Origin of the sequence: Blautia sp. AM29-29, from assembly GCF_003480555.1 — a bacterium.
Lineage (GTDB): Bacteria > Bacillota > Clostridia > Lachnospirales > Lachnospiraceae > Fusicatenibacter > Fusicatenibacter saccharivorans.
The window spans coordinates 77,058-97,099 of the sequence record NZ_QUJD01000008.1 but is presented as its reverse complement, the minus strand read 5'-3'; the positions used below and the strand labels follow the sequence as shown (position 1 = coordinate 97,099).

Here is a 20,042-nt window from a genome sequence, read left to right as displayed (position 1 = left end):
CTTTATGACAGACGATCGCAGGAAATCACCTTAATTGACAACGGAATGACAAGCGATCCAGAAAAATTTGTAACAGAAATCCGAATCCCGATTCGACCTTCGGATTCTTTTTAAAAACAACAACCGGGAATATCTGATTTTTTGATTTCAGATATCCCCGGGTGTTGTTTTCTTTTGTTTTTTTCGGCCTTTTCTACCACACCGGCTTCTGCAGGCAGAACGGCAGTTCCAGTCCATTTTCCTCGAGAAGTTCCTGGTTCGTCAAAATTTCTTTTGCATCTCCATCGCAGACAATGCACCCGCCGGACATCAGAATCACGCGACTGCACGTTTCCAGAATCATGTCGAGATCGTGCGATGCGATGATTTTCAGATGTTCAAAATCGTTCAGAATGTGGATCAGTGATCTGCGGTTTCTGGGATCGAGTGCAATCGATGGCTCGTCCATCAGGATAATATCCGGTGTCATAGCGAGAATCGTCGCGATCGATACCATCTTTTTTTCTCCGCCCGACATTTTGTAAATTTGTTTGTCCCGCAGATGCTCGATGTGAATCTGTTTCAGTGCATGGTTTACACGTTTTTCCACCTCTTCCTCCGGCAGCCCGTAATTTCGCGGAGCAAATGCAACATCCTCAAATACCGTCGACATGAAAAGCTGGCTGTCGGAATCCTGGAAGACATAGCCGATTTTTTCGCGCACTTTGGGAAGCATCTCTTTTACAACCGGCATTTCCTCCACACGGATGCTGCCTTCGTAGTCCAGATTCAGTCCCACCAGAAGTTTCAGCAGCGTCGATTTTCCAACACCGTTCGCGCCGATCAGTCCGATGCTGTCATTTTCGTGTGCAGTAAACGTGATGTCCTGCAGAATCGGGACTGATTTTTCGTAAGAATAATTAACATGTTCAAAATTGATGTGAATATGGCTCATTTTTGATATCTCCCGACAATTCTTTTCTCTTCCCGCGTGCAGGCAACTGCACCAGGTTGCTTTTCTACTTCTTCCGACTTGTTGCAAATAGATGTCTTCCCACGCAGCGCTTCATCCCGTTACTTTCAGTACGGCAAAAAGTACAAGCCACACACCCATATACAGCCAGTCCTTCGCTTTGCACGGCTCCTTCGCTGTATAGTAAAATTCTCCCTGATAGCCACGCAAAGTCATGCTTTCATACACCTCATTTGCGCGGTCCATGCTGCGCAGAAGCAGCTGGCCGGCCAGTGTTCCCCATACCTTGAAATGAACACCCTTCTGATTCGGCGCGCGCAGACTATACGCCTGGGTCATACGGTTTGCCTCTTCAAGAAGCACCGTGACATAGCGGTACGTCAGCAGCACCTGTGTCACCAGAATGGCAGGGATATGAACCAGACGCAGTGCATAACAGATTTTCTCGATGGATGTTGTCGCAATCAGAAGATACGCCGCCAGTACGCTGTAAATGCCTTTAATCATCAGCGTCACCATGGAAAGCATCCCTGCTGTCAGCGGAACGGTACCAATATACCCGATTACCTGACGGTCAAAAATCGGATTAAACAGCCCCACAAAGCAGACAAGTGGCAGGACAATCCGAAGCCGCCGGATACTGTCGCGGAATGAAATTTCGCCGACGATAAAGAGTACAATCGGATAAATTCCCATGCGCAGCAGGCCGGTCAGATCGTATTTTTGAAAGGACATGGTTACGGTCAGAAAAACAATCGTTAAAACAAGTTTAACCAGTGGATGAAGCCTGTTCACCCACTGGTCCTTCGCCGCAAGCATATCCATATGATGGATTTCATATAGTGCATTGCCAAGTTTATTCATTTCTTTCTCCTGTTCCGTGCAGCTTATGACTTTTTCTTTTTAAAGAAACGGAATGCATAGCATGCACCGACACAGACAATAAGAACGACTGCGGATCCCGCAATTCCGGAAAAGCTGGTTCCAAACGTGGAATCCGAATTTTTAAATCCATAGTCCGGCAGAAGTGCCGTTTTTTCCTGAATTTCTTCCGCCGCTGCATGTGCGCCGGTTCCGTCGTTTTCCAGTTCCGTCGAGCCAGTCAGACGCTCCATGGACCACTCAAGTCCATCCGGATTGGAGGATGCCGCAAGAGAAACAGCTCCGCCGATCACCAGTGCTGCGATGCCTAAAATCGCAATTGTCTTCTTGAAAGAAAAGCGGCTCTTTGCCCTTTCTTCGCTGCACGAAAGCATCTCCGGACGCGCTTCATAGACGAACAGCAGAACGGCCGCTGTAATCAGGCCTTCTACAAGACCAATCGCGAGATGAATCGGCTGCATTGTTGCCACAAATACAGAAAACGGCAGATCCGTAATACCGGATGCAAGTGTTTCCAGCGCCACACTGAAAGCACCAAGCTGCAGCGTCACCACGCACCCAAGGATGGAAGCACCTACAATCTTTCCGCGCGACATTCCCTTTTTCATCATCGGACACCAGAACAGGAAATAGCCGAGAAAGCACCCATAAAACGCCATATTCCAGATGTTGCACCCAAGCGCCAGAAGACCGCCGTCCGCAAACAGCAGACACTGGATCAGCAGCACACCGATCATTGTTAAAAATGCGGCGTACGGTCCGAGTAATGCAGTCAGCATCATCCCTCCGCAGAGATGACCACTCGATCCTGTGCCCGGAATTGTAAAGTTAATCATCTGCGCCGCAAAGACAAACGCACCCATCACTCCCATCACTGGGATCTTTTTCGGGTCGCTCTCCAGGCGTACTTTTTTTACAGAAAAACCAGCTGCTCCGCCGGAACAGACATACATTGTTGCAGCCACTGCAGGCGCAACCAGCGCATCAGCCATATGCATAATGTTCTCCTCCTTTTCGTTTTCTGTTTTTTTCTTTTTTTACTTTACTACGCTAAAATTCGTCCTGCAAGCCCCCGTGGGGGTTATTTTTTCAGATTTTTCCGCGATCCTTTTTGTTCACTTTTACCGATTTTTTATGAACATTTTGTTTAAAATTAAAGGGTGACTTTTTAACATTTATATGGTATTCTATAGACAACACAGACGGATACCCCGGTGTCGGGAGTCCGTACACACACTATCTCGAGGACAGGATTCCTGTCCGATCCGCGGCCGCCTGCACGTCATCGGGTCGCCGCGGTTTTTTCTATAGAAAAAAGCCCTCCGGGCAGGATCGCACTGCGGAAGCGAGGAATTATGTCGCTTTTTCAACCCGCTGCAGCCAAAGAATCCCATAAAGCAGGATTCTTTCTTAATTGTAGTGCCAAAACCGGTTCTTTACGGGTTCTGGCTGTATTTTCGAGTATTGGTGTGAATTTTATCTTGATGAGAAGGAGACTCTCTTATGAGCACAGAGAACTTAGAACACGAAGATCAAAACAGAACACCAGAACCGACCATCGATATCCGGAGCAATGAAGCACCCGCTGATCCGGAACAGGAAATTGTTTCCCAGGGTGTTCACAACTACAGCGCCGCTGAAACGTATGTGCGTCCGACCGATCCGGCCATTCTGCAGCAGCTTGAGTGGTTCCAGGACCAGAAACTGGCACTGATGATGCATTTCGGTCTGTACTGCCAGCCGGGTATGGTTGCTTCCTGGGCATTAAGTGACAAGGATTCTGACTGGTCCCGCCACCAGGTAAACTGGGCAGACGGAGAAACGTTCAAAAAACAGTATTTTAATCTGAACCGTTCGTTCAACCCAGTCCGCTTCCAGCCGGAGGAGTGGGCACAGATGGCAGAGGACTGCGGGTTCCGATATCTGATTCTGACCACAAAGCATCACGACGGATTCTGCCTCTGGGATACGAAATATACCGATTATAAGACAACCGCAGAGGACTGCCCGTTCCATGAGCACAAAAATGCGGATATCGTGAAATCCATGTTTGATGCATTCCGTAAGAAAGGCATCGGCATCGGCGCTTACTTTTCCAAAGCAGACTGGCACTGCCCGGACTACTGGAATGAGGAGCTTAGAAAAGACGGCATGACATCCCGCGGACCATCCTACGATCCGAAGGAGTACCCGGAAGTGTGGAACCGTTTTAAAGAATATACAAAGAATCAGGTGCTGGAGCTCTGCGAGAATTACGGCAAGCTGGATATTCTCTGGTTCGATGCCGGCTGGGTGTGCGAGCATAACGGACAGGATATCGATCTTGGCGGGATCGTTGACGAAGCGCGTAAGATTCAGCCATGGGTTCTCTCCGTTGACCGTACGATCGGCGGCGCTTATGAGAACTACGTTACCCCGGAGCTCTGCATTCCGGAAGAGCCGCTGAACGTTCCGTGGGAGAGCTGCCTGACACTCGGCGTAGACTTTACGTACGAATACGGCGATCACTACAAATCCCCGCGTGAACTCGTCGGCCTGCTGGTTAACATCGTTGCCAAAGGCGGCAACATGGCACTGAACGTCAGCCCGCAGCCAGACGGCCGTATCCCGGTCGACGCCTGGGACAGCCTGAACGGCTTTGGACAGTGGATGAAAACCTACGGCGACGCCATCTACGGAACCCGCGTCTGCGCACCGTACCAGAGCGGAAACCTTTCGTTCACACAGAAGGGTGACTCCGTGTATGTATTCCGGCTGTATCCGACGGTGCAGGAATCGGTAGAGGCTGAGATTTTCGTGCCGTATACAGAAGAGAAGATTTCTGAGATCTGCATGGTGGAGAATGGGGAAACGGTTGCTTTCAGAGAAGTGGAAGGCGGACTTTGCATCACCGTTCCGGCAGGATACCGAAGAGGCTCAGCACCGATTGCGTTGGTGTTTGAGATGAAGAAAGAACGGTAAATCAACAAGTGTAAACGTTTCCTTGATCCATTCAGGTCGGCTGGATTAGTCATTGATACGCCTAACGTCAAAACAGTTCAAGTGCATTTCTGCACCTGAACTGTTTTTCTGCTTTTTCAATATAATTGAAAAAACTATATTCATTTAAGAAGTTGAATCTTCCCTATATGGTAATATTCTCAGAATTTCATCTGTCTGCATGTTCTGACACCGTTGACGTAAATATCATTTGCCAGTTCTGTGACTAGCCGCATATCCTGCCAGGTTTCACACTTGTTCCCCATAAAAGTAATGTTATCAAAATGGACATCATGAACACGTACTTCTTCTGTCGGTGTCTGGTACCCCCGGATCACGGAAACCGGGATATCTCCGTTCAGCACCTGGATATTATCAAAATAGATATCATTAATCTCTCCTTTGGCAAGCTGTTCCGTATATTTGCAAAGCAAAACCTTAATATCGAACAGTTTCTGTTCTGCCTGCTCTACTCTGATATTTTTATAATGTATATCATGAACATGACCGCCATCTGCCTGATGGATGGAAATCGCCGCACCACCCATGTTTCCTTCATACTGGCAGTGTATGATGTCACAGTCTTCAAATACCAGGTCGTGGATTTCGCTCTGAAGGGCATAACCAAGCTCTATGGCATTACCGGGTTCTGCATTCCAGATTACGTTATTGTGAACACGCACTTTTGTTACATCACGTACCGTTGACGGATCTTCAAACAATCTTTGGGATTTGATGCAGATACTGTCGTCTGTGGAACGGATAAAGCAATTTTTCACCTCTACATCCTGGCTGCTCGTAATATCAATACCGTCTCCCGTTACAATCCTCGACATAATATTCATATTATCAATCACAACATGGTCACACGCCGCAGGAACTACATGCCAGGAAGGTCCGTCTACAGCCGTAAAGCCTTTTAAGAGTACATTATTACACCACTTGGTATAGATAAAGAAACGGTGTGCATTACTGTCCGGCAGATGCCAGCAGGCTCCGTTGATAATTCCGTTTCCTACAATGGAAATATTGTCACAATGGTCTGCATATACACACCCTGATACAACAGCACCTTCCTCAATATAAACCGTATCATTGGACTTTAAGGTAAGAACTCCTACATTATATACCTTGTCCTTTTCAAAGCAGATGGTGGTATCTGCCGGTTTCTCAATCCTGTGCGAGCAAAGTACAAACAATGCATCATGAAGACCACCATCTGTCTCTACAGTAAACTTTCTCGGCTCATCAAGATGGATATGGACTGTTTCTCCTTTTACAGAAGGAACTATGCCAAAGCTGGACGGACGGATTTCAAGTTTTTCATATGATGCATGGATTGAAATCTCCAGATCATACGCTTCGTTATCTACTACTACAACATAGTCAAACGAATCTGTATGGTATACCACTCGCTCTGTTCCATTGCAGGTAACACTGTATTTTGCTGATTTTTCCAATTCATCTACAGAATTTAAAATAAATCTCGGTTCCTTGACCGGGTCCGGATTAGGATAATAAATCAAATCATTTTCAAAATCCTTCATGTCTCTTTTCCCTCCTATGCTCGTATAATGTTCTCAGAAACAAGGTGGTCACTACTGTTTCCAATACTGATACGCAGTTTCATTCCGCTGCTGACGGTTTCCATGTTTTTCCCATAATATGAAAATTCTTCCTGGTCAATCAAGAAATCTACATCCTTCTTTTCCCCCGGCTCCAGGAAAACCTTTCGGAAACGGACAAGTTCTTTCTTTGGACGTACTACAGATGCATATAATGTTTCATAATAACACTGGACTACTTCTGCTCCCGCAACATTCCCTGTATTGCACACATTACAATGTATATGTACTTTTTTATCCTGTCCTGTCTGCACATCAATGTCCGAAATATCAAACTCTGTATAGGACAATCCATAGCCAAATGGATATAACGGCGTATTTGGGATATCCATATATCTGCTGGTGAAACGATTTTCTGAATTATCTTCTGTAAGTATATGTCCGGTTTTTACATCCCAGTAGCTTATGGGCACCTGTCCCACACACCATGGGATACTCACAGCTAATTTGCCGGAAGGGTTTATTCTGCCATACACAAGATCTATGATTGCTTCAGCTCCCATAGTGCCGGGTCTCCATGCCATAATGACAGCCTTGGATCTTTCTGATATCCTCCGCAGGTCCAATGGTCTTCCTGTAATTACCACAGTCACAATATTACTTGTACGTTCTGCTATTTTTTCAAATAACACCTGCTGTTCTTCCGGCAAAGTCAGGAATGCCCTGCTGGCAGCCTCTCCTGACTGGGACTCATGTTCCCCAAGTACACATACAACCGTATCTTCATGGGTTATCGTTTCCAGCCACTGCTCATCCCTTGGCTTGTCAGACACTTCCTGTTCCACCTGCCATACCTTACACTCTTCATCAGAAAGAATATTGCATCCTGTAATACATTCTGCTTCTATCTGCTTTTTTTGTAAAATATCTTCTATTGTTTCAACTGCCTCATGTTCTCCAAAAATTGACCAGCGGCTTAAGAATTCTCTTGACGCTGTATAAGGACCTGCCCAGATAACTTTCTTCTTCATGCTTAATGGCAGCAGCTTTTCATTTTTCAAAAGGACACAGCTTTCGCCAGCCAGCTGATATGCTTTTTCCCGGTTATGCAGAGTAAGTTTTCCACTCTTTCCAAGACCGGCAAACGGATTTTCAAAAAGCCCAAGCTGATTTTTCATCATCAGGACCCGGAATGCACTTTCGTCGATAAATGATTCCGGAATCTGTCCGTTCTTCACCAGTTCCTCCAGTCGGAACATATAAGCAGGACTCATCATATCTATATCCACTCCGGCTTCTATGGCCTGAATCGCCGCTTCATCCATATCGGCTGCCACACCCTGTTCTTCCAGCTGTCCGATGGAACCCCAGTCTGAGATCACTGTACCATCAAATCCTTCTTTATCCCGCAGAAGGTCTCTGAGAAGTTCCTTATTCCCACTGATCGGTTTTCGGTCTATGGCATTAAAAGCGGTCATAACCATAGCAGGTTTTGCCTTCAACGCCATGCGGAAAGGTTTTACATACTGTTCCAGAAATGTTCGCTGGGATATTTCAACATCATTATATTCCCGGCCTGCATTCACTGCTCCATAACCCGCAAAATGCTTCAGGCATGCCGCTATTCCGGCATCATCTTTCTGCTGATAGCCATCTACCATTGCTTTTCCCATGATCCCATTTACATATGGATCTTCTCCAAAGGATTCCATCATCCTTCCCCATCTGGGATCTCTTGAAACATCAATCATAGGAGAAAATGTTGCTCTGAGCCCTTCTGAAGATGCCTCCGAGGCAGCTATAGAAGCCGCCTCAGACACCAGTTCCGGATGAAATGAACACGCCTGCCCCAACGGAATCGGAAAAATCGTCCGACATCCATGGATAACATCTGCCATAAAGAGAAGCGGGATATGATGGGGATGCTGTTCCATATATCTGCTCTGGATATCATAAATTTTATCTTTACCGATCACTCCTAGCACTGAACCGGCATATTGAATGATCCATTCCGGTGGTAACTGTTCGCCAACAACACCGGTAAGCACTGCCTCTTTGTCAAAATATACACCGGTAAGCTGTACCATCTGTCCTATTTTTTCCTGCAAAGACATTTCTGAAAGCAATTGCTGCAATTTATCTATTTCCATGATTACTCCTTATGTTTGATCTGTTTATTTCTAATGTTCATTTCTCCAAAGAGCACCTGAGCTGTTTTTCTGCTTTTTCAATATAATTGTATCATACAAGCGGCCTTACGGTTCCTTCCGTAATTCCATTTTCATTAAACGCATCGACTCTCACATATACCGTTTCGCCTTCGACCAGCGCGCCAATATTCTGCTCCGGCATAAAGGTCATGCAGCTGTGATACAGCTTGTCCGGAGCAAAACCCCAGAGGACGTTGTATCCGACGGCGTCTGTCTGCGGCTCAATGGTGATGCGCATATCCATGGTTCCGGTTCGTTCTGCCTGATACTGCGGTGCGAATGGTTTTTCGCCGTTGCCGAGTCCGAAGACACGAAAGCCGGAGATGCATGGATTCTGATTGTACGGTACTTCAAAAACAGTAAGTTTCAGATAGCGGATCTGTACACCCTCTTCTTTTACAACGAAATCGTGTGGCAGATTAGTTTCTGCGTCTGATTTGTCTGCCAGGGCAAAATAGTTTGTTCCATCGGCGGATGCCTCAAGCAGCCATCTTGTTTTATGCTGACTCGGGTCGATATATCGTTCGCCCTGACGCTCGCCCGGCAGGGGTACATCGATTTTATCATCCGCAAAATTGATCTGTACGGCGCGGACATCTTTTACCTCACCAAGATCCATCGAAATCCACTCGCCCGGCTGATTTCCGGTGGCGCGCCACCAGGTCTGGATATTTTCATCTGCCGCAAACGACGGTTCTCTGCCTTCTTCAGAGGACGATGCACTCATTGCTTTCTGATAGCTTAAGAGATACCACTCCGGTTTTGCCCATGGATCTTCTTTTGCCTGCTCCACTGCCATCGGCCAGTCGCCGAACTGCTGATTGCAGAACAGGACACCATCTTCGTCAAAGCCTGCCCGCCAGATGCCAACACGACGCTCCATATCGTGGTTTTTGCTGATCTGCATTGTCGCGGTATGCCACCAGTTTCCATAGCGGTCTTCCATCGTCGAACCGTGGCCTGCACCGCGCAGGAATCCGCCCGGTTTATAGGAATATGGATTGTTCTTTGCCAGATGGAACGGGCCAAGCGGGGAATCGCTCTCGTAAACACCGTCACCGTAAACGTTGTATTCCGTTCCCGGGCCGGCATACTGGAGATAATAGATTCCATTGTGCTTTGTCATCCATGCGCCCTCGATGAACGGTCTCTGGCTGAACATGATTTTGGCAAACCCGATCTGCTCCTCCGTCAGATGATCCGCATCTTTTCCCTGTGCTTTCAGAAATTCTTTGAATTTTTCAACGGCTTCTTCTTCACTCAGCGGCATTTTGGAATGATTTTCTCCGACGCGCTCGTATCCGATTTTTTCCGGCTGACCGTAGATCAGTTCTTTTCTCTCTGCCTTTGGAATCATTGTCTCCGGGTCAAGCTCCACACCCCAGATCGGAGTCACGTTATTGCATCCCCAGTAAAAATAGAGCTTTCCGTCATCATCAAGAAACAGGTTCGGATCCCAGAAATCGAAAGTTCCCGGAATGCGCTCAAACGGACCGTTTAAGATATCTTTCGTACGGTAAAAATCGCAGATCGTGCCACGACGGGATGCGCTGAAATACACGTAATCGCCGACCACGCGCACATCCGGCGCATAGTCATACAGCGGCAGGCTCTCCGGCAGCCGGTGGCTCTCCCAGTGCACCATATCCTCCGAAACCCAGACGCTCAACGTCATGGACGCAAAAATATAATACTTTCCCTGAAATAAAATCATCGACGGATCGGCGGCCTCGCGGGAAATCTTGTCCTCACCGCTTCTCATATCCTGAATAAACTGGTAACGGTAATCCATATTTAACGGATTGCAGAAATACTGTTTTTTCATCAAAATTCCTCTTTCCGGACAGTACGTAAAAACCCCTGTTCGTACATCCTTTTTTCTTATGATAGAAAAAGTTTAGCATATCCCGCAAAGAAAGGAAATGTTCTGATTTGACTTTTTTGTTGCACTTTTTGGACTGTTTTTTTGTCTCAGGTATTGGACAAATTCCTGTGTTGGATTTATAATTCGTGTAATTTCAAATTGCAGAAAACAAGATCTGCAAGCCGAGTTTTCAGCATGGATCGAGGTTGGAATGGAATGCGGCGATTTTACCCTGATACTGCAATCAGGAGAGAAACGTGCAAAGATAGATTTGAGTCAATTCACAGAAGAAAAACCGGAACCTTTCCCGATAAACACCGTTTTCGTGCCGAAACAGCTTCTCGCAAATGTACTTCAGGCCGGAAAAGAGTTTTGCCTGGGTGCAAAAAATCTGAACCCCACAACGAAGGATTCTGCAATTGGAAAGGGAATCCAGATGATCGCCAGACAGACACAAGAAGTATTTGCAGACTGTCATGACGGAGATACAAACATCCGGGTCAGCACATGGATTGAAAAGCTGCTGGCTGTAAAAGACAATCTTGAATATGGAATTGTCAGTTCGGAACGAACGACAAATCGCTGGGCCTATCTGGATGAAAAGCTTCTTATGATGGATTTCCGTACAGCTTTGGCACAGAATTTATACCAGCTGAATGTCTTGCCGATTGAAGCAAATGGTGCAATATTTGATCCTCATATCCATGATGCAGTACACATCGAAGAGACAGACCGGGTGGAAGAAGACAGAGTTGTCGAGGAAATACAGAAAGGCTACTTCTTCGGAGAAAAACTGTATCGACCGACAAAGGTTATTGTTTCTAAAAATTCCTGTCAAAAGTAATGCTCTGAATACACTTCAAAAGCACCGGCCAAATGGTCGGTGCTTAAATAATGGTTTCATCATTCCTGTCAAAAATAATACTCTGTCATGTGTGTCTTGATATATACGAATCAATTTCTCAAACGCACAGATCATTAACCGATATATAAATTAAGGGTGAAGAGGAGCCTGTTTTTAAAGCTCCTCATCACCCTTGACAAACCCTAAAAGAATTTAACCGAATCAACCAAGTCCTGATAAGCTGTGAAGCAGCTATTCAGTTATGAGCAAGTAACGAAGCGGATTGCGAATATCCGCTTTGGCTTTACAGACGAGAGTATGAAACTTTTTCTGTAAAATAATGTTTGGAAGGTTCTTCTATGATACAATAAATATCATTAGGAGGACCTTTTATTATGGCAAGACAAAAGAAACCGGTACATCGAGTACAAATGACCGAAGGAAAACGAAACATCATCCATCAGCTCCTGGAAGAGTATGATATCCAGTCTGCTGAAGACATCCAGGATGCGCTCAAGGATCTTTTAGGCGGTACCATTAAGGAAATGATGGAAGCGGAAATGGACGATCATCTCGGCTATGAAAAATCAGAACGTTCGGATCATGATGATTACCGCAATGGGTATAAGCGCAAACAGGTCAACAGCCGATATGGATCGATGGAAATCGAAGTGCCGCAGGACCGAAAATCAACATTTGAACCACAGGTGGTGAAAAAACGTCAGAAAGATATTTCTGATATTGATCAGAAGATTATTTCTATGTATGCCAAAGGAATGACTACCCGACAGATTTCCGAAACCATCGAAGATATTTATGGCTTTGAAACCTCGGAGAGTTTTATTTCCGATGTAACCGATAAGATCCTGCCACAGATCGAAGACTGGCAGAACCGGCCGTTGGACGAAGTCTATCCCATTCTCTACATTGACGCAATTCACTATTCCGTAAGAGATAATGGTGTGATCCGAAAGCTTGCAGCTTACGTGATTCTTGGAATCAACACGGAAGGAAAGAAAGAGGTTCTGACCATCAGCGTTGGAGACAATGAAAGCGCAAAATACTGGCTTTCCGTTATGAACGAACTGAAAAACCGGGGTGTCAAAGATGTATTAATCATCTGTGCAGATGGTTTAACCGGCATCAAAGAAGCAATCGCTGCTGCTTTTCCAAAAACCGAGTATCAGCGCTGTATCGTACACCAGGTAAGAAACACACTGAAATATGTCCCTGACAAGGACAGAAAAGCATTTGCAGCGGATCTGAAGACCATTTATCAGGCCGCAGATGAAAAGAAAGCGCTGGCAGCCTTAGATCGTGTAACTGAAAAATGGTCTCCCAAATATCCGAATTCCATGAAACGCTGGAAGGATAACTGGGATGCCATCTCTCCAATTTTCAAGTTTTCAACGACGGTCAGAACGATGATTTATACCACCAATGCGATTGAATCCCTGAATTCCACCTATCGGAAGCTGAATCGGCAGAGAAGCGTATTCCCAAGCGATACGGCCCTTTTAAAAGCGCTGTACCTGGCCACTTTTGAGGCTACGAAAAAATGGACCAGTACGATTCGAAACTGGGCGCAGGTATATGGCGAACTGAGTATTATGTACGAAGGTCGTCTTCCAGAATAACGAGTAAACCGACGATCAAGACAGGCGGAAAACCGCCTGCTCTTGACATGCCATTCAACAACTGTTATATATAAAACAAGGGTGAAAAGCTCAAACTGTAAGCTCACCACCTTTGCATATCATAGAAGAATCTTATTTACAGACTTTTTCTCACAGTCTCTTACAGACTGTTCCACAGTACTCCGGAAAATCTGTTTCTTGCAACTCTCACTCCACAGGACTGATTTTTTATGTCATTTCTGTATTTTTTCCTTCCATTTCTGTATTGTTTTTATGAAGACATGCTCTTTTTGCTTTTCATCTTCCTGTGCCTCATACTTAGATAATAAGGAATTAAGTTCCCTGTCCCATACCGAATAAAATCGAACAGTTTTTACTTCTTCCTGTATCGTTTTGATTTGTTTTTGATCTTGTCTCGAAAGACTCCGCATTCGTTTTTCTAGTTCCTTTTTGTAAATAGAAACCCCTTGCGGAAATCTTATATTGCTTGCCTCTCTTTTATCTTCTAACTCTATTCCTTTTCCCGATAAAACTTCTTCACTGTATAGCATTTGTAAAAAGGAGACTGCTTTTAAAGGTTGCTTTGTGTTCTTATTAATTCCTGCATAAAGTGTAACATTTGCAGTGAATCCGCCTTCCTGATTCGGCATTGCAAATACCGTATGAACTGTTTTTTCACCTCCAAGTTCTTCCAAATCATTTAGACTTACTACTCCTGTATCTTTTATTTTCCAGTTTAAAGCTAATGATCTTGTTTTTAATGCTACTGTTTCATCCAAAACTTTTTTTATCTGCTCTTCCGAATATAGAAGTGTTTTTTTCTTATAATCAACCACCTCACTAAATGTATCAAAAAATTGAACCCCACTTCTTTGCCCTACAATCTGTTGAATTGCTTTTTCTTTTTGTCTGGCTAATTCCAGCCAATTTCTTGATATTTCTGTATTTTCCGGTAAATCCTGTGTTGTAAATGCATATAGAAAATAATCGTATGTCATAGGAAGCAGTATTTGTTCCTCATTAGCCATACCTGCAGACAAAATCTTCTCTTCTAAAATATCTATATCAAAATATTTCATGTATGGTTTCAACGAAAGAAAGGTTCCCTGATACATTTCTTTTTTGGGGTCTTCAAAAACAACTACTCTTTGCTCACTCCAAGTCGGATTCGGCCCTTCTGCGAAAAATACATCCGGCCCTTCTCCCGTCGTAATTTCATTCTGGATCTCCTGTACTTTTTCTTCCGAAGCCTGTTGCCCTGATGGGATTACCATTAATTCCACTCCATTATTTTTATATATTTTCTTCCAGGCTGCCACTATTTGAAGTACCGTTTTTTTATTTTCTTCATCAACACAAATTTTTAATGGCATTTCCGTTTTCTCAATTTCAATCTTGGCTTGTGTATCTGCATATACCGTTTCTGCATTTAAGCTTCCACTGACTAATGTGATGTTAATCAGAATCAAACCAAAAATTTCTTTCAACCTTTTTCCCATCATTATGCTACCCCCTATGTTTCTATATAGCACAAGGCTATTGCATGACTTCTGTTTTTTTACATATCATACAACAGCCTTGTGTTTTAACCATTAATTATCATATCCGTGACAAATTGTTTTTGTTTCTTTCACATTAGCAGTATTTCCTGCGTTACAATTTAAACATTTTGTAGTTTTTATTCCTGTTCTATACTGCTTCAAATCAGTTCCCCATGCGTGACCATGAGTACATGTAACTGTACCACTGCTTATCCAGCTTCCCCATACGGTTGACGATGTTATTCTTCCTCCACATCTCGGGCAAACTGCAGCATACGGCATAATTTCTTCATACGCAAAAGTATTCTTACTTTCGATAACATCCGCTTTTGTTACATTGGCAGAAAATGTACTGGCCAACATTAAGGTCATTAGAAAAATGGAAATTTTTTTCTTTACCGCTTTCATACTTTTCTCCTTAAAAATTTATTATACCTGTCAACGTACGTTCTACATTTGTATAACAAAAAATACCATACTTCCTACTTTTTGTCAATCTTTTTCTACATTTGTCTAATTAATCATTATACCCATGGCAGACTATTTTTTCTTGCCTGATCTTTATCTCAAAAAAATTTCCACATTCATTACACCTGATTTTTTCTACTCCATATCTGGCTTTCTGTAAGTCATCTCCCCATGCATATTGATGTGTACATACTACATTTTTTTCATTTTCCCATGCATTCCAAACCACTTCTCCTTGTACCGCAGCTTTGCATTTGGGACAATTTTCTATATGCGATGATGACCATATTTGTCGCGCTATTTGCATTTCCGAAAAACTCAAAATAATTATTCCAAAAAGAAAAACAGTGACGTATATTCGAAATTTTTTTCTTGCTAAAAACACATTGTAAAATCGTTCTTTCAGTATCTCTGTTTCTGATACCATTGAAACAACTCCAGACAATTCTTTTTTCGTTTGTTTTGAAGCCACTTTTAAAATAACATTGCAATAATCTTTCCGTTGCGTCAGATTCATATGTTTTGTAACAGTCTCATCACAGACACATTCGATATCTATATTTGCCATTTTTTGCACCCACAGCATTGGGATACAAAACCAATAAACATCCCTTATAATTTGAAGAAACCTTTTATACCATAAATCGTGTTTTTTCTGATGTGTCAATTCATGTAAAAAAATCAAATACCATTCTTCATAGGAATAATTTTCCGTTTCCAGCATTTCTTGTGGAATCAATACTTTTGTATTTCGTACACCAAACAACATAGGAGAATAAAAATCTTGATTTTCACAGACCCATATTTCTGTTTTTTTTATTTTACAAACTTCGCTTGCTTTTTTTAGAGCTTCTAATACGGAATTTTTTTGCATTCTTTTACATTCTGCAAATATTCTTTTTTTCCATATTCTATATTGTATTGCGTGAAACAAAAGGCATAAAATCATCCCTGCAAGCCATATATACGGCAAAAATTTTTCGCCTGACATCCACTCTCGAATTGAAACGTTTCCAATTTTCGTCATGATCGCAGTCTTTTGATTTTGTTCCCCCATATAATATGCCGGCATAGAAATTATAAAAAAATGTTGCCGGAATTTCTCCGTCACACTCCAAAACGGAAAGCACATTTTAATTGTCAGAAGTATCCAGACTACCTTTCTCCAGTAATGACCGAGTCTTTTCCCCATTATTTTTTGTACAACATATGCCATAAATGCGACTATGCCTATGAAAAGATTCCACTTTATGATAAATGCCATCTGTAACTATGTCCTCTACACCACTTTTTCTATTTTTGTCTGTCAATAAATTCCTGCAATTGCTTAACCTCTTTTGAGCTAAGTTTTTCTCCATCATACAATGACGATGCGAATTTTGCTAATGACCCTTGAAACATTTTATCTAACATGTTTTTTCCAACTGTGCCTATATAGTTTTCTTTTTCTACTAATGGTACATAAAGATTTGATTTCCCATTCCTCACTTTTTGAATAAATCCTTTTTTTTCCAAACGAGTAAGCAATGTTAAAATGGTACTCGGTGCAATGTTTTTCTCTACATTCAATTTCTCTTCAATTTGAAATCGGCTGACAGGTTCCGCATATTCCCATACAATCATCATAATTTCCTGTTCTGATTCTGGTAATTTTTTCATTTCTACTCTCCGCTTTTCTCTACTTTGACCAGATTATAGCATATTTTCCAGAAAATTGTTGCACTTTTTGGGACTGTTTTCCGCCTTCCGAAGCTAGATTCTAGCATGATTCTTGATTTTTTCTTCCGTTTCGCATAGCTTTGAATGCACTTCAAAAGCACCGGCCAAATGGTCGGTGCCTAAATACTGGTTTCATCAAAAATGGTTCATCTTATACCACACATAAATATGCAAAATATCCTGCATAGCATAAAAGCATAACGACACCACACGTTTTCCGTAATTCCCTGTTCTTGTACGTCCCAATCCATAAAACCAGACCTGCCAGAATTGCGATTCCTGTGTCTACAATAAATTTAGTTTCAAATGGCACAGGACAGATCAGTGCGGCTGTTCCAATTACAAATAAAATATTAAAAATATTGCTTCCGACAATATTTCCGATTGCAATCCCTGCATTTCCTCTTTTTGCCGCTGTCACAGATGTTACCAGCTCTGGAAGAGATGTTCCGAGAGCAACTATCGTCAATCCGATAAAACGCTCACTCATTCCAAAGTATCGGGCAATCTCGGTTGCCCCGCTGACGGCAAAATCACTTCCTTTTACAACCAGGACACCGCCTGCCACCATCAAAAGAAGACATTTCCAGACAGGATAATTTTTCGCTTCCTCCTCTTCCGGATTTTCCCCTTTTTTCGACATTACAAACAAATAGCCAAGATATACAAGAAACAGTGCCCATAAGACTATGCCCTCGGCAAACGTTACTTTTCCTCCTGTCATTCCGCATATCATTAAAACTACCGTAACAAACATCATAAACGGTATTTCATAAAACAAGGTAGACCTTTGTATTGCCACATTTGTTATTAATGCCGTAAGTCCGAGAATAATAAAAATATTCAAAATATTGCTTCCAACCACATTTCCTATCGTAATTCCTGCGTTCTGCTGCATCGCTGCGGTAATACTTACAGCAGCCTCCGGCATACTCGTTCCCATTGCAACAATGGTAAGTCCGATAATCAGCTGGGGAATTCCAAACTTTCTTGCTATGCTTGCAGACCCTTCCACAAACCAGTCTGCTCCTTTTACCAGAAAAAGGAAACCCACTATCAAAATTCCTGCCTGTAACATCATACGTATCTTCCTCTCTTTCTTTTGCATTCTTTGCAGCAGGTGTTATAGGCATAAAAAAAGAGACTCCTACTGCATCTACAGTAAAAGTCTCGCTATTTAATCACTTTCCGAGTTATTGAATGTCAATAGCTGTACTGACGAAGAAGTGAACACGGTTGGCTAGCTACTCCCTTTTATTTTTCCAGTTTATCAAATTTCTTTTTTTTCGTCAACGTTTTTTATTTCTCTTTTTAAAAGAAAAAATAGAGTATGGATTGTTTCCATACCCTTTTGATTTTCACAAATCCTTTGTCTGGTTCTGGTTTTATTACATCATCATTGAGGAAAATCATATCATTATTCTTACACCATGCCGGAATCCATCTTCTGCAAATCCAAAAAACCTCCAAACTGAATCACTCTGTATGATTTCAGTTTGAAGGTTCTGGTCATTCTTTATTCCAGGTTCATGCATAATCCCCAATCCTGGTCATTGGCATACGGATCGGCAAAATCGGTTTTCTGTCCGTTGACGGAATACGGATACAGGTACGCACAGGTCGCTGTTCCATCCTCAAAGAACATGGACAGCACGCCGCGCAGGGAATGCTCACCGCGGATATTATATTCTTCGTTTCCGGTCAGGCGAGCGTAACGCTTGAAGGTTCGACCGTTTTCTGCACTCCAGTAGTGCGGGAAAGTGTCTCCGAAGACTCTGCGTTTTCCGAACCAGTAGCCGTCCCAATGGCGGATTGCAATTTCATGCAGATGGTAGTCCGGCTGCTGGCCGTCGAAGAGTTCGAGGACGGCGATCTGCTGCTCGGCTCCGCGCAGGTATTTTTCTTCCCCGGTCACTTCGTAAACCTGAAGAATGACTTCGGCCGCCGGCTGTACGATCGATTGCTCGTAATTTACCTCCGAAGCCGGATAAGCCGTTCCGATCTCAATCAGTTGGTCGGCATGACGTTGGAACAGATCTTTTACTGTTTTCAGATCCTCCTGTTCTCCTGCTTTTTCCAGCTCTTGACAGAGCATCACAATCGGCATTTCAATCGGATAAAAACGGAATCCATCCTGTTCATAAAATTTCTCTGTGATACGAACTGCTGTCTTCAGATCTTCTTTTTCTCCCCACAGCTTCCAGCATTCAAGAAAGAATGTCACTGCCCATGGATAGTTGTAAAGCCGGAAATAGCTGTTGTCTTTTCCTGAGCAGTTGCATACAAGTCCAGTTGATGCATTTACCAGCTCGCGAAGATAGAATGCATGGTACTCACGAAGACTCTGCTCCGCTTTTTCCCGGTCTTTTAAAAGATTCTGCTGCAGTGCCCGTGCAATCAGCACACCCATACCGGTACGCTCCCGTCCGGCATTGAAATCATTTTCCGGCGTGCAGACAAGAAGTTTCTCTTCGTTATCATACGGCAGATAGGCACCCTGCAGTTCTTTGATCTTTCCATGATACTGCTGGTGATCAACAATAAACGCACACCGTTTTGCAGCCAGTGTTTCCGGCCGCTCCTGCACGAGAAGACGGCAGGTGGTTTTCACCTCGTCGGCACAGATCGAAAGTACATACTCCCCTGTTTTTTCATTTTCAAACAGATATTCATAAACACCATTTTCCGTCTTTTCCAGCGATGTTCCGTTTACCGTTACATTTTCTGCCTGAAATACCGGTTCAATGGTTACCTTACCCGTCTCTCCCGGATAAATCACATACTGCTCCGCATCCACCAGAATCACCTGGGAAAATGCTCTTAATTTCTCCCGGAAATCTTCGCGTCCCTGATGCGGAAATACTTTCCACTCCAGCTTCATTGTATCTCCCGGCGCAAATTCCTGTGCGGACGGGTGCAGCCAGAAGCAGCCTCTGTCATTGCTCTGCAGTTTCAGATCGCGCTCAATACTGTAAGCAGAAAGACTGCCTTTTGTGAGCACCATTCCCAGATGCGGAGCCGCACCGCCCATGCGGAGCGCCATAATATAACTGGTATTCTCCCCACAGAAAACATGTGCATGACACCGATAGTCACGGCAGGTCACACTGTCCGTGTAGCGGTCCTGCAACGGAAATGAAACCCCAATACTTCCGGCATTTGTAAAATACGGATGCGCACCGTTGTAAGAAACCACAATCTTCGTTGTCAGCACATCTCCGTCTTTCTCATTCTGCACCTCAGCCGAAAACTCCGGCGGGCATTTCACCTCGGCGTATGGGAAATCCTCCCGCAGCCAGTTCATCTGTTTTGGATCTTTGGAAAATACAATTTCTTTCACGTTCCCAACTCTCATTTTTTATTTCCCCTTTCGTTTTTTTG

15 protein-coding genes are annotated in these 20,042 nt (G+C 43.6%); 3 read left to right on the top strand and 12 right to left on the bottom strand.

Going from position 1 to position 20,042, the window contains the following annotated elements; all coding sequences use genetic code 11:
* Nucleotides 1–193: 193 nt before the first annotated feature.
* From DW769_RS07550 to DW769_RS07540, 3 genes are all read right to left on the bottom strand, one after another.
* Nucleotides 194–934, bottom strand: coding sequence for an energy-coupling factor ABC transporter ATP-binding protein (locus tag DW769_RS07550; RefSeq protein WP_118750194.1), 741 nt, complete (start codon nt 932–934; stop codon nt 194–196).
* Nucleotides 935–1,045: 111 nt separating this feature from the next.
* A complete protein-coding gene (gene cbiQ / locus DW769_RS07545; protein WP_118666631.1) occupies nt 1,046–1,816 on the bottom strand; it encodes a cobalt ECF transporter T component CbiQ in 771 nt (256 codons plus the stop codon).
* Between the two features lie 23 nt (nt 1,817–1,839).
* The gene (locus DW769_RS07540) at nt 1,840–2,832 is read right to left on the bottom strand and encodes an energy-coupling factor ABC transporter permease (RefSeq protein WP_118666630.1); all 993 of its coding nucleotides are present in this window, start codon (nt 2,830–2,832) and stop codon (nt 1,840–1,842) included.
* Nucleotides 2,833–3,337: 505 nt separating this feature from the next.
* Between DW769_RS07540 and DW769_RS07535 the strand changes: the two genes are divergently transcribed.
* Entirely contained in the window at nt 3,338–4,795 is a 1,458-nt protein-coding gene (locus tag DW769_RS07535) for an alpha-L-fucosidase (RefSeq protein WP_118666629.1), read from the top strand.
* Between the two features lie 179 nt (nt 4,796–4,974).
* On the opposite strand, the gene DW769_RS07530 is transcribed toward DW769_RS07535, so the two are convergent.
* From DW769_RS07530 to DW769_RS07520, 3 genes are all read right to left on the bottom strand, one after another.
* Nucleotides 4,975–6,360 carry a glycosyl hydrolase family 28 protein gene (locus tag DW769_RS07530; RefSeq protein WP_118750193.1) on the bottom strand — a complete coding sequence of 462 codons (1,386 nt, stop codon included), beginning with the start codon at nt 6,358–6,360 and terminating at the stop codon, nt 4,975–4,977.
* Between the two features lie 14 nt (nt 6,361–6,374).
* Nucleotides 6,375–8,528, bottom strand: coding sequence for a glycoside hydrolase family 3 N-terminal domain-containing protein (locus DW769_RS07525; RefSeq protein WP_118666940.1), 2,154 nt, complete (start codon nt 8,526–8,528; stop codon nt 6,375–6,377).
* 91 nt (nt 8,529–8,619) lie between these two features.
* Entirely contained in the window at nt 8,620–10,413 is a 1,794-nt protein-coding gene (locus tag DW769_RS07520; RefSeq protein ID WP_118666941.1) for a family 43 glycosylhydrolase, read from the bottom strand.
* Nucleotides 10,414–10,663: 250 nt separating this feature from the next.
* On the opposite strand from DW769_RS07520, the gene DW769_RS07515 reads away from it, so the two are divergent.
* Together DW769_RS07515 and DW769_RS07510 are read left to right on the top strand one after the other, a co-directional pair.
* The gene (locus DW769_RS07515) at nt 10,664–11,296 is read left to right on the top strand and encodes a nucleotide exchange factor GrpE (RefSeq protein WP_118750192.1); all 633 of its coding nucleotides are present in this window, start codon (nt 10,664–10,666) and stop codon (nt 11,294–11,296) included.
* 395 nt (nt 11,297–11,691) lie between these two features.
* Nucleotides 11,692–12,933, top strand: coding sequence for an IS256 family transposase (locus DW769_RS07510; protein WP_118750191.1), 1,242 nt, complete (start codon nt 11,692–11,694; stop codon nt 12,931–12,933).
* Between the two features lie 233 nt (nt 12,934–13,166).
* On the opposite strand, the gene DW769_RS07505 is transcribed toward DW769_RS07510, so the two are convergent.
* The 6 genes from DW769_RS07505 to DW769_RS07480 form a co-directional block, all read right to left on the bottom strand.
* A complete protein-coding gene (locus DW769_RS07505; RefSeq protein WP_055226137.1) occupies nt 13,167–14,435 on the bottom strand; it encodes an extracellular solute-binding protein in 1,269 nt (422 codons plus the stop codon).
* 90 nt (nt 14,436–14,525) lie between these two features.
* Entirely contained in the window at nt 14,526–14,882 is a 357-nt protein-coding gene (locus DW769_RS07500) for a hypothetical protein (RefSeq protein ID WP_118750190.1), read from the bottom strand.
* Between the two features lie 109 nt (nt 14,883–14,991).
* The gene (locus DW769_RS07495; RefSeq protein ID WP_118750189.1) at nt 14,992–16,206 is read right to left on the bottom strand and encodes a M56 family metallopeptidase; all 1,215 of its coding nucleotides are present in this window, start codon (nt 16,204–16,206) and stop codon (nt 14,992–14,994) included.
* 29 nt (nt 16,207–16,235) lie between these two features.
* A complete protein-coding gene (locus DW769_RS07490) occupies nt 16,236–16,601 on the bottom strand; it encodes a BlaI/MecI/CopY family transcriptional regulator (protein ID WP_055226132.1) in 366 nt (121 codons plus the stop codon).
* 211 nt (nt 16,602–16,812) lie between these two features.
* The gene (locus DW769_RS07485; protein ID WP_117801807.1) at nt 16,813–17,742 is read right to left on the bottom strand and encodes a calcium/sodium antiporter; all 930 of its coding nucleotides are present in this window, start codon (nt 17,740–17,742) and stop codon (nt 16,813–16,815) included.
* Between the two features lie 435 nt (nt 17,743–18,177).
* A complete protein-coding gene (locus DW769_RS07480) occupies nt 18,178–20,016 on the bottom strand; it encodes a six-hairpin glycosidase (RefSeq protein ID WP_118750188.1) in 1,839 nt (612 codons plus the stop codon).
* Between the last annotated feature and the right edge of the window lie 26 nt (nt 20,017–20,042).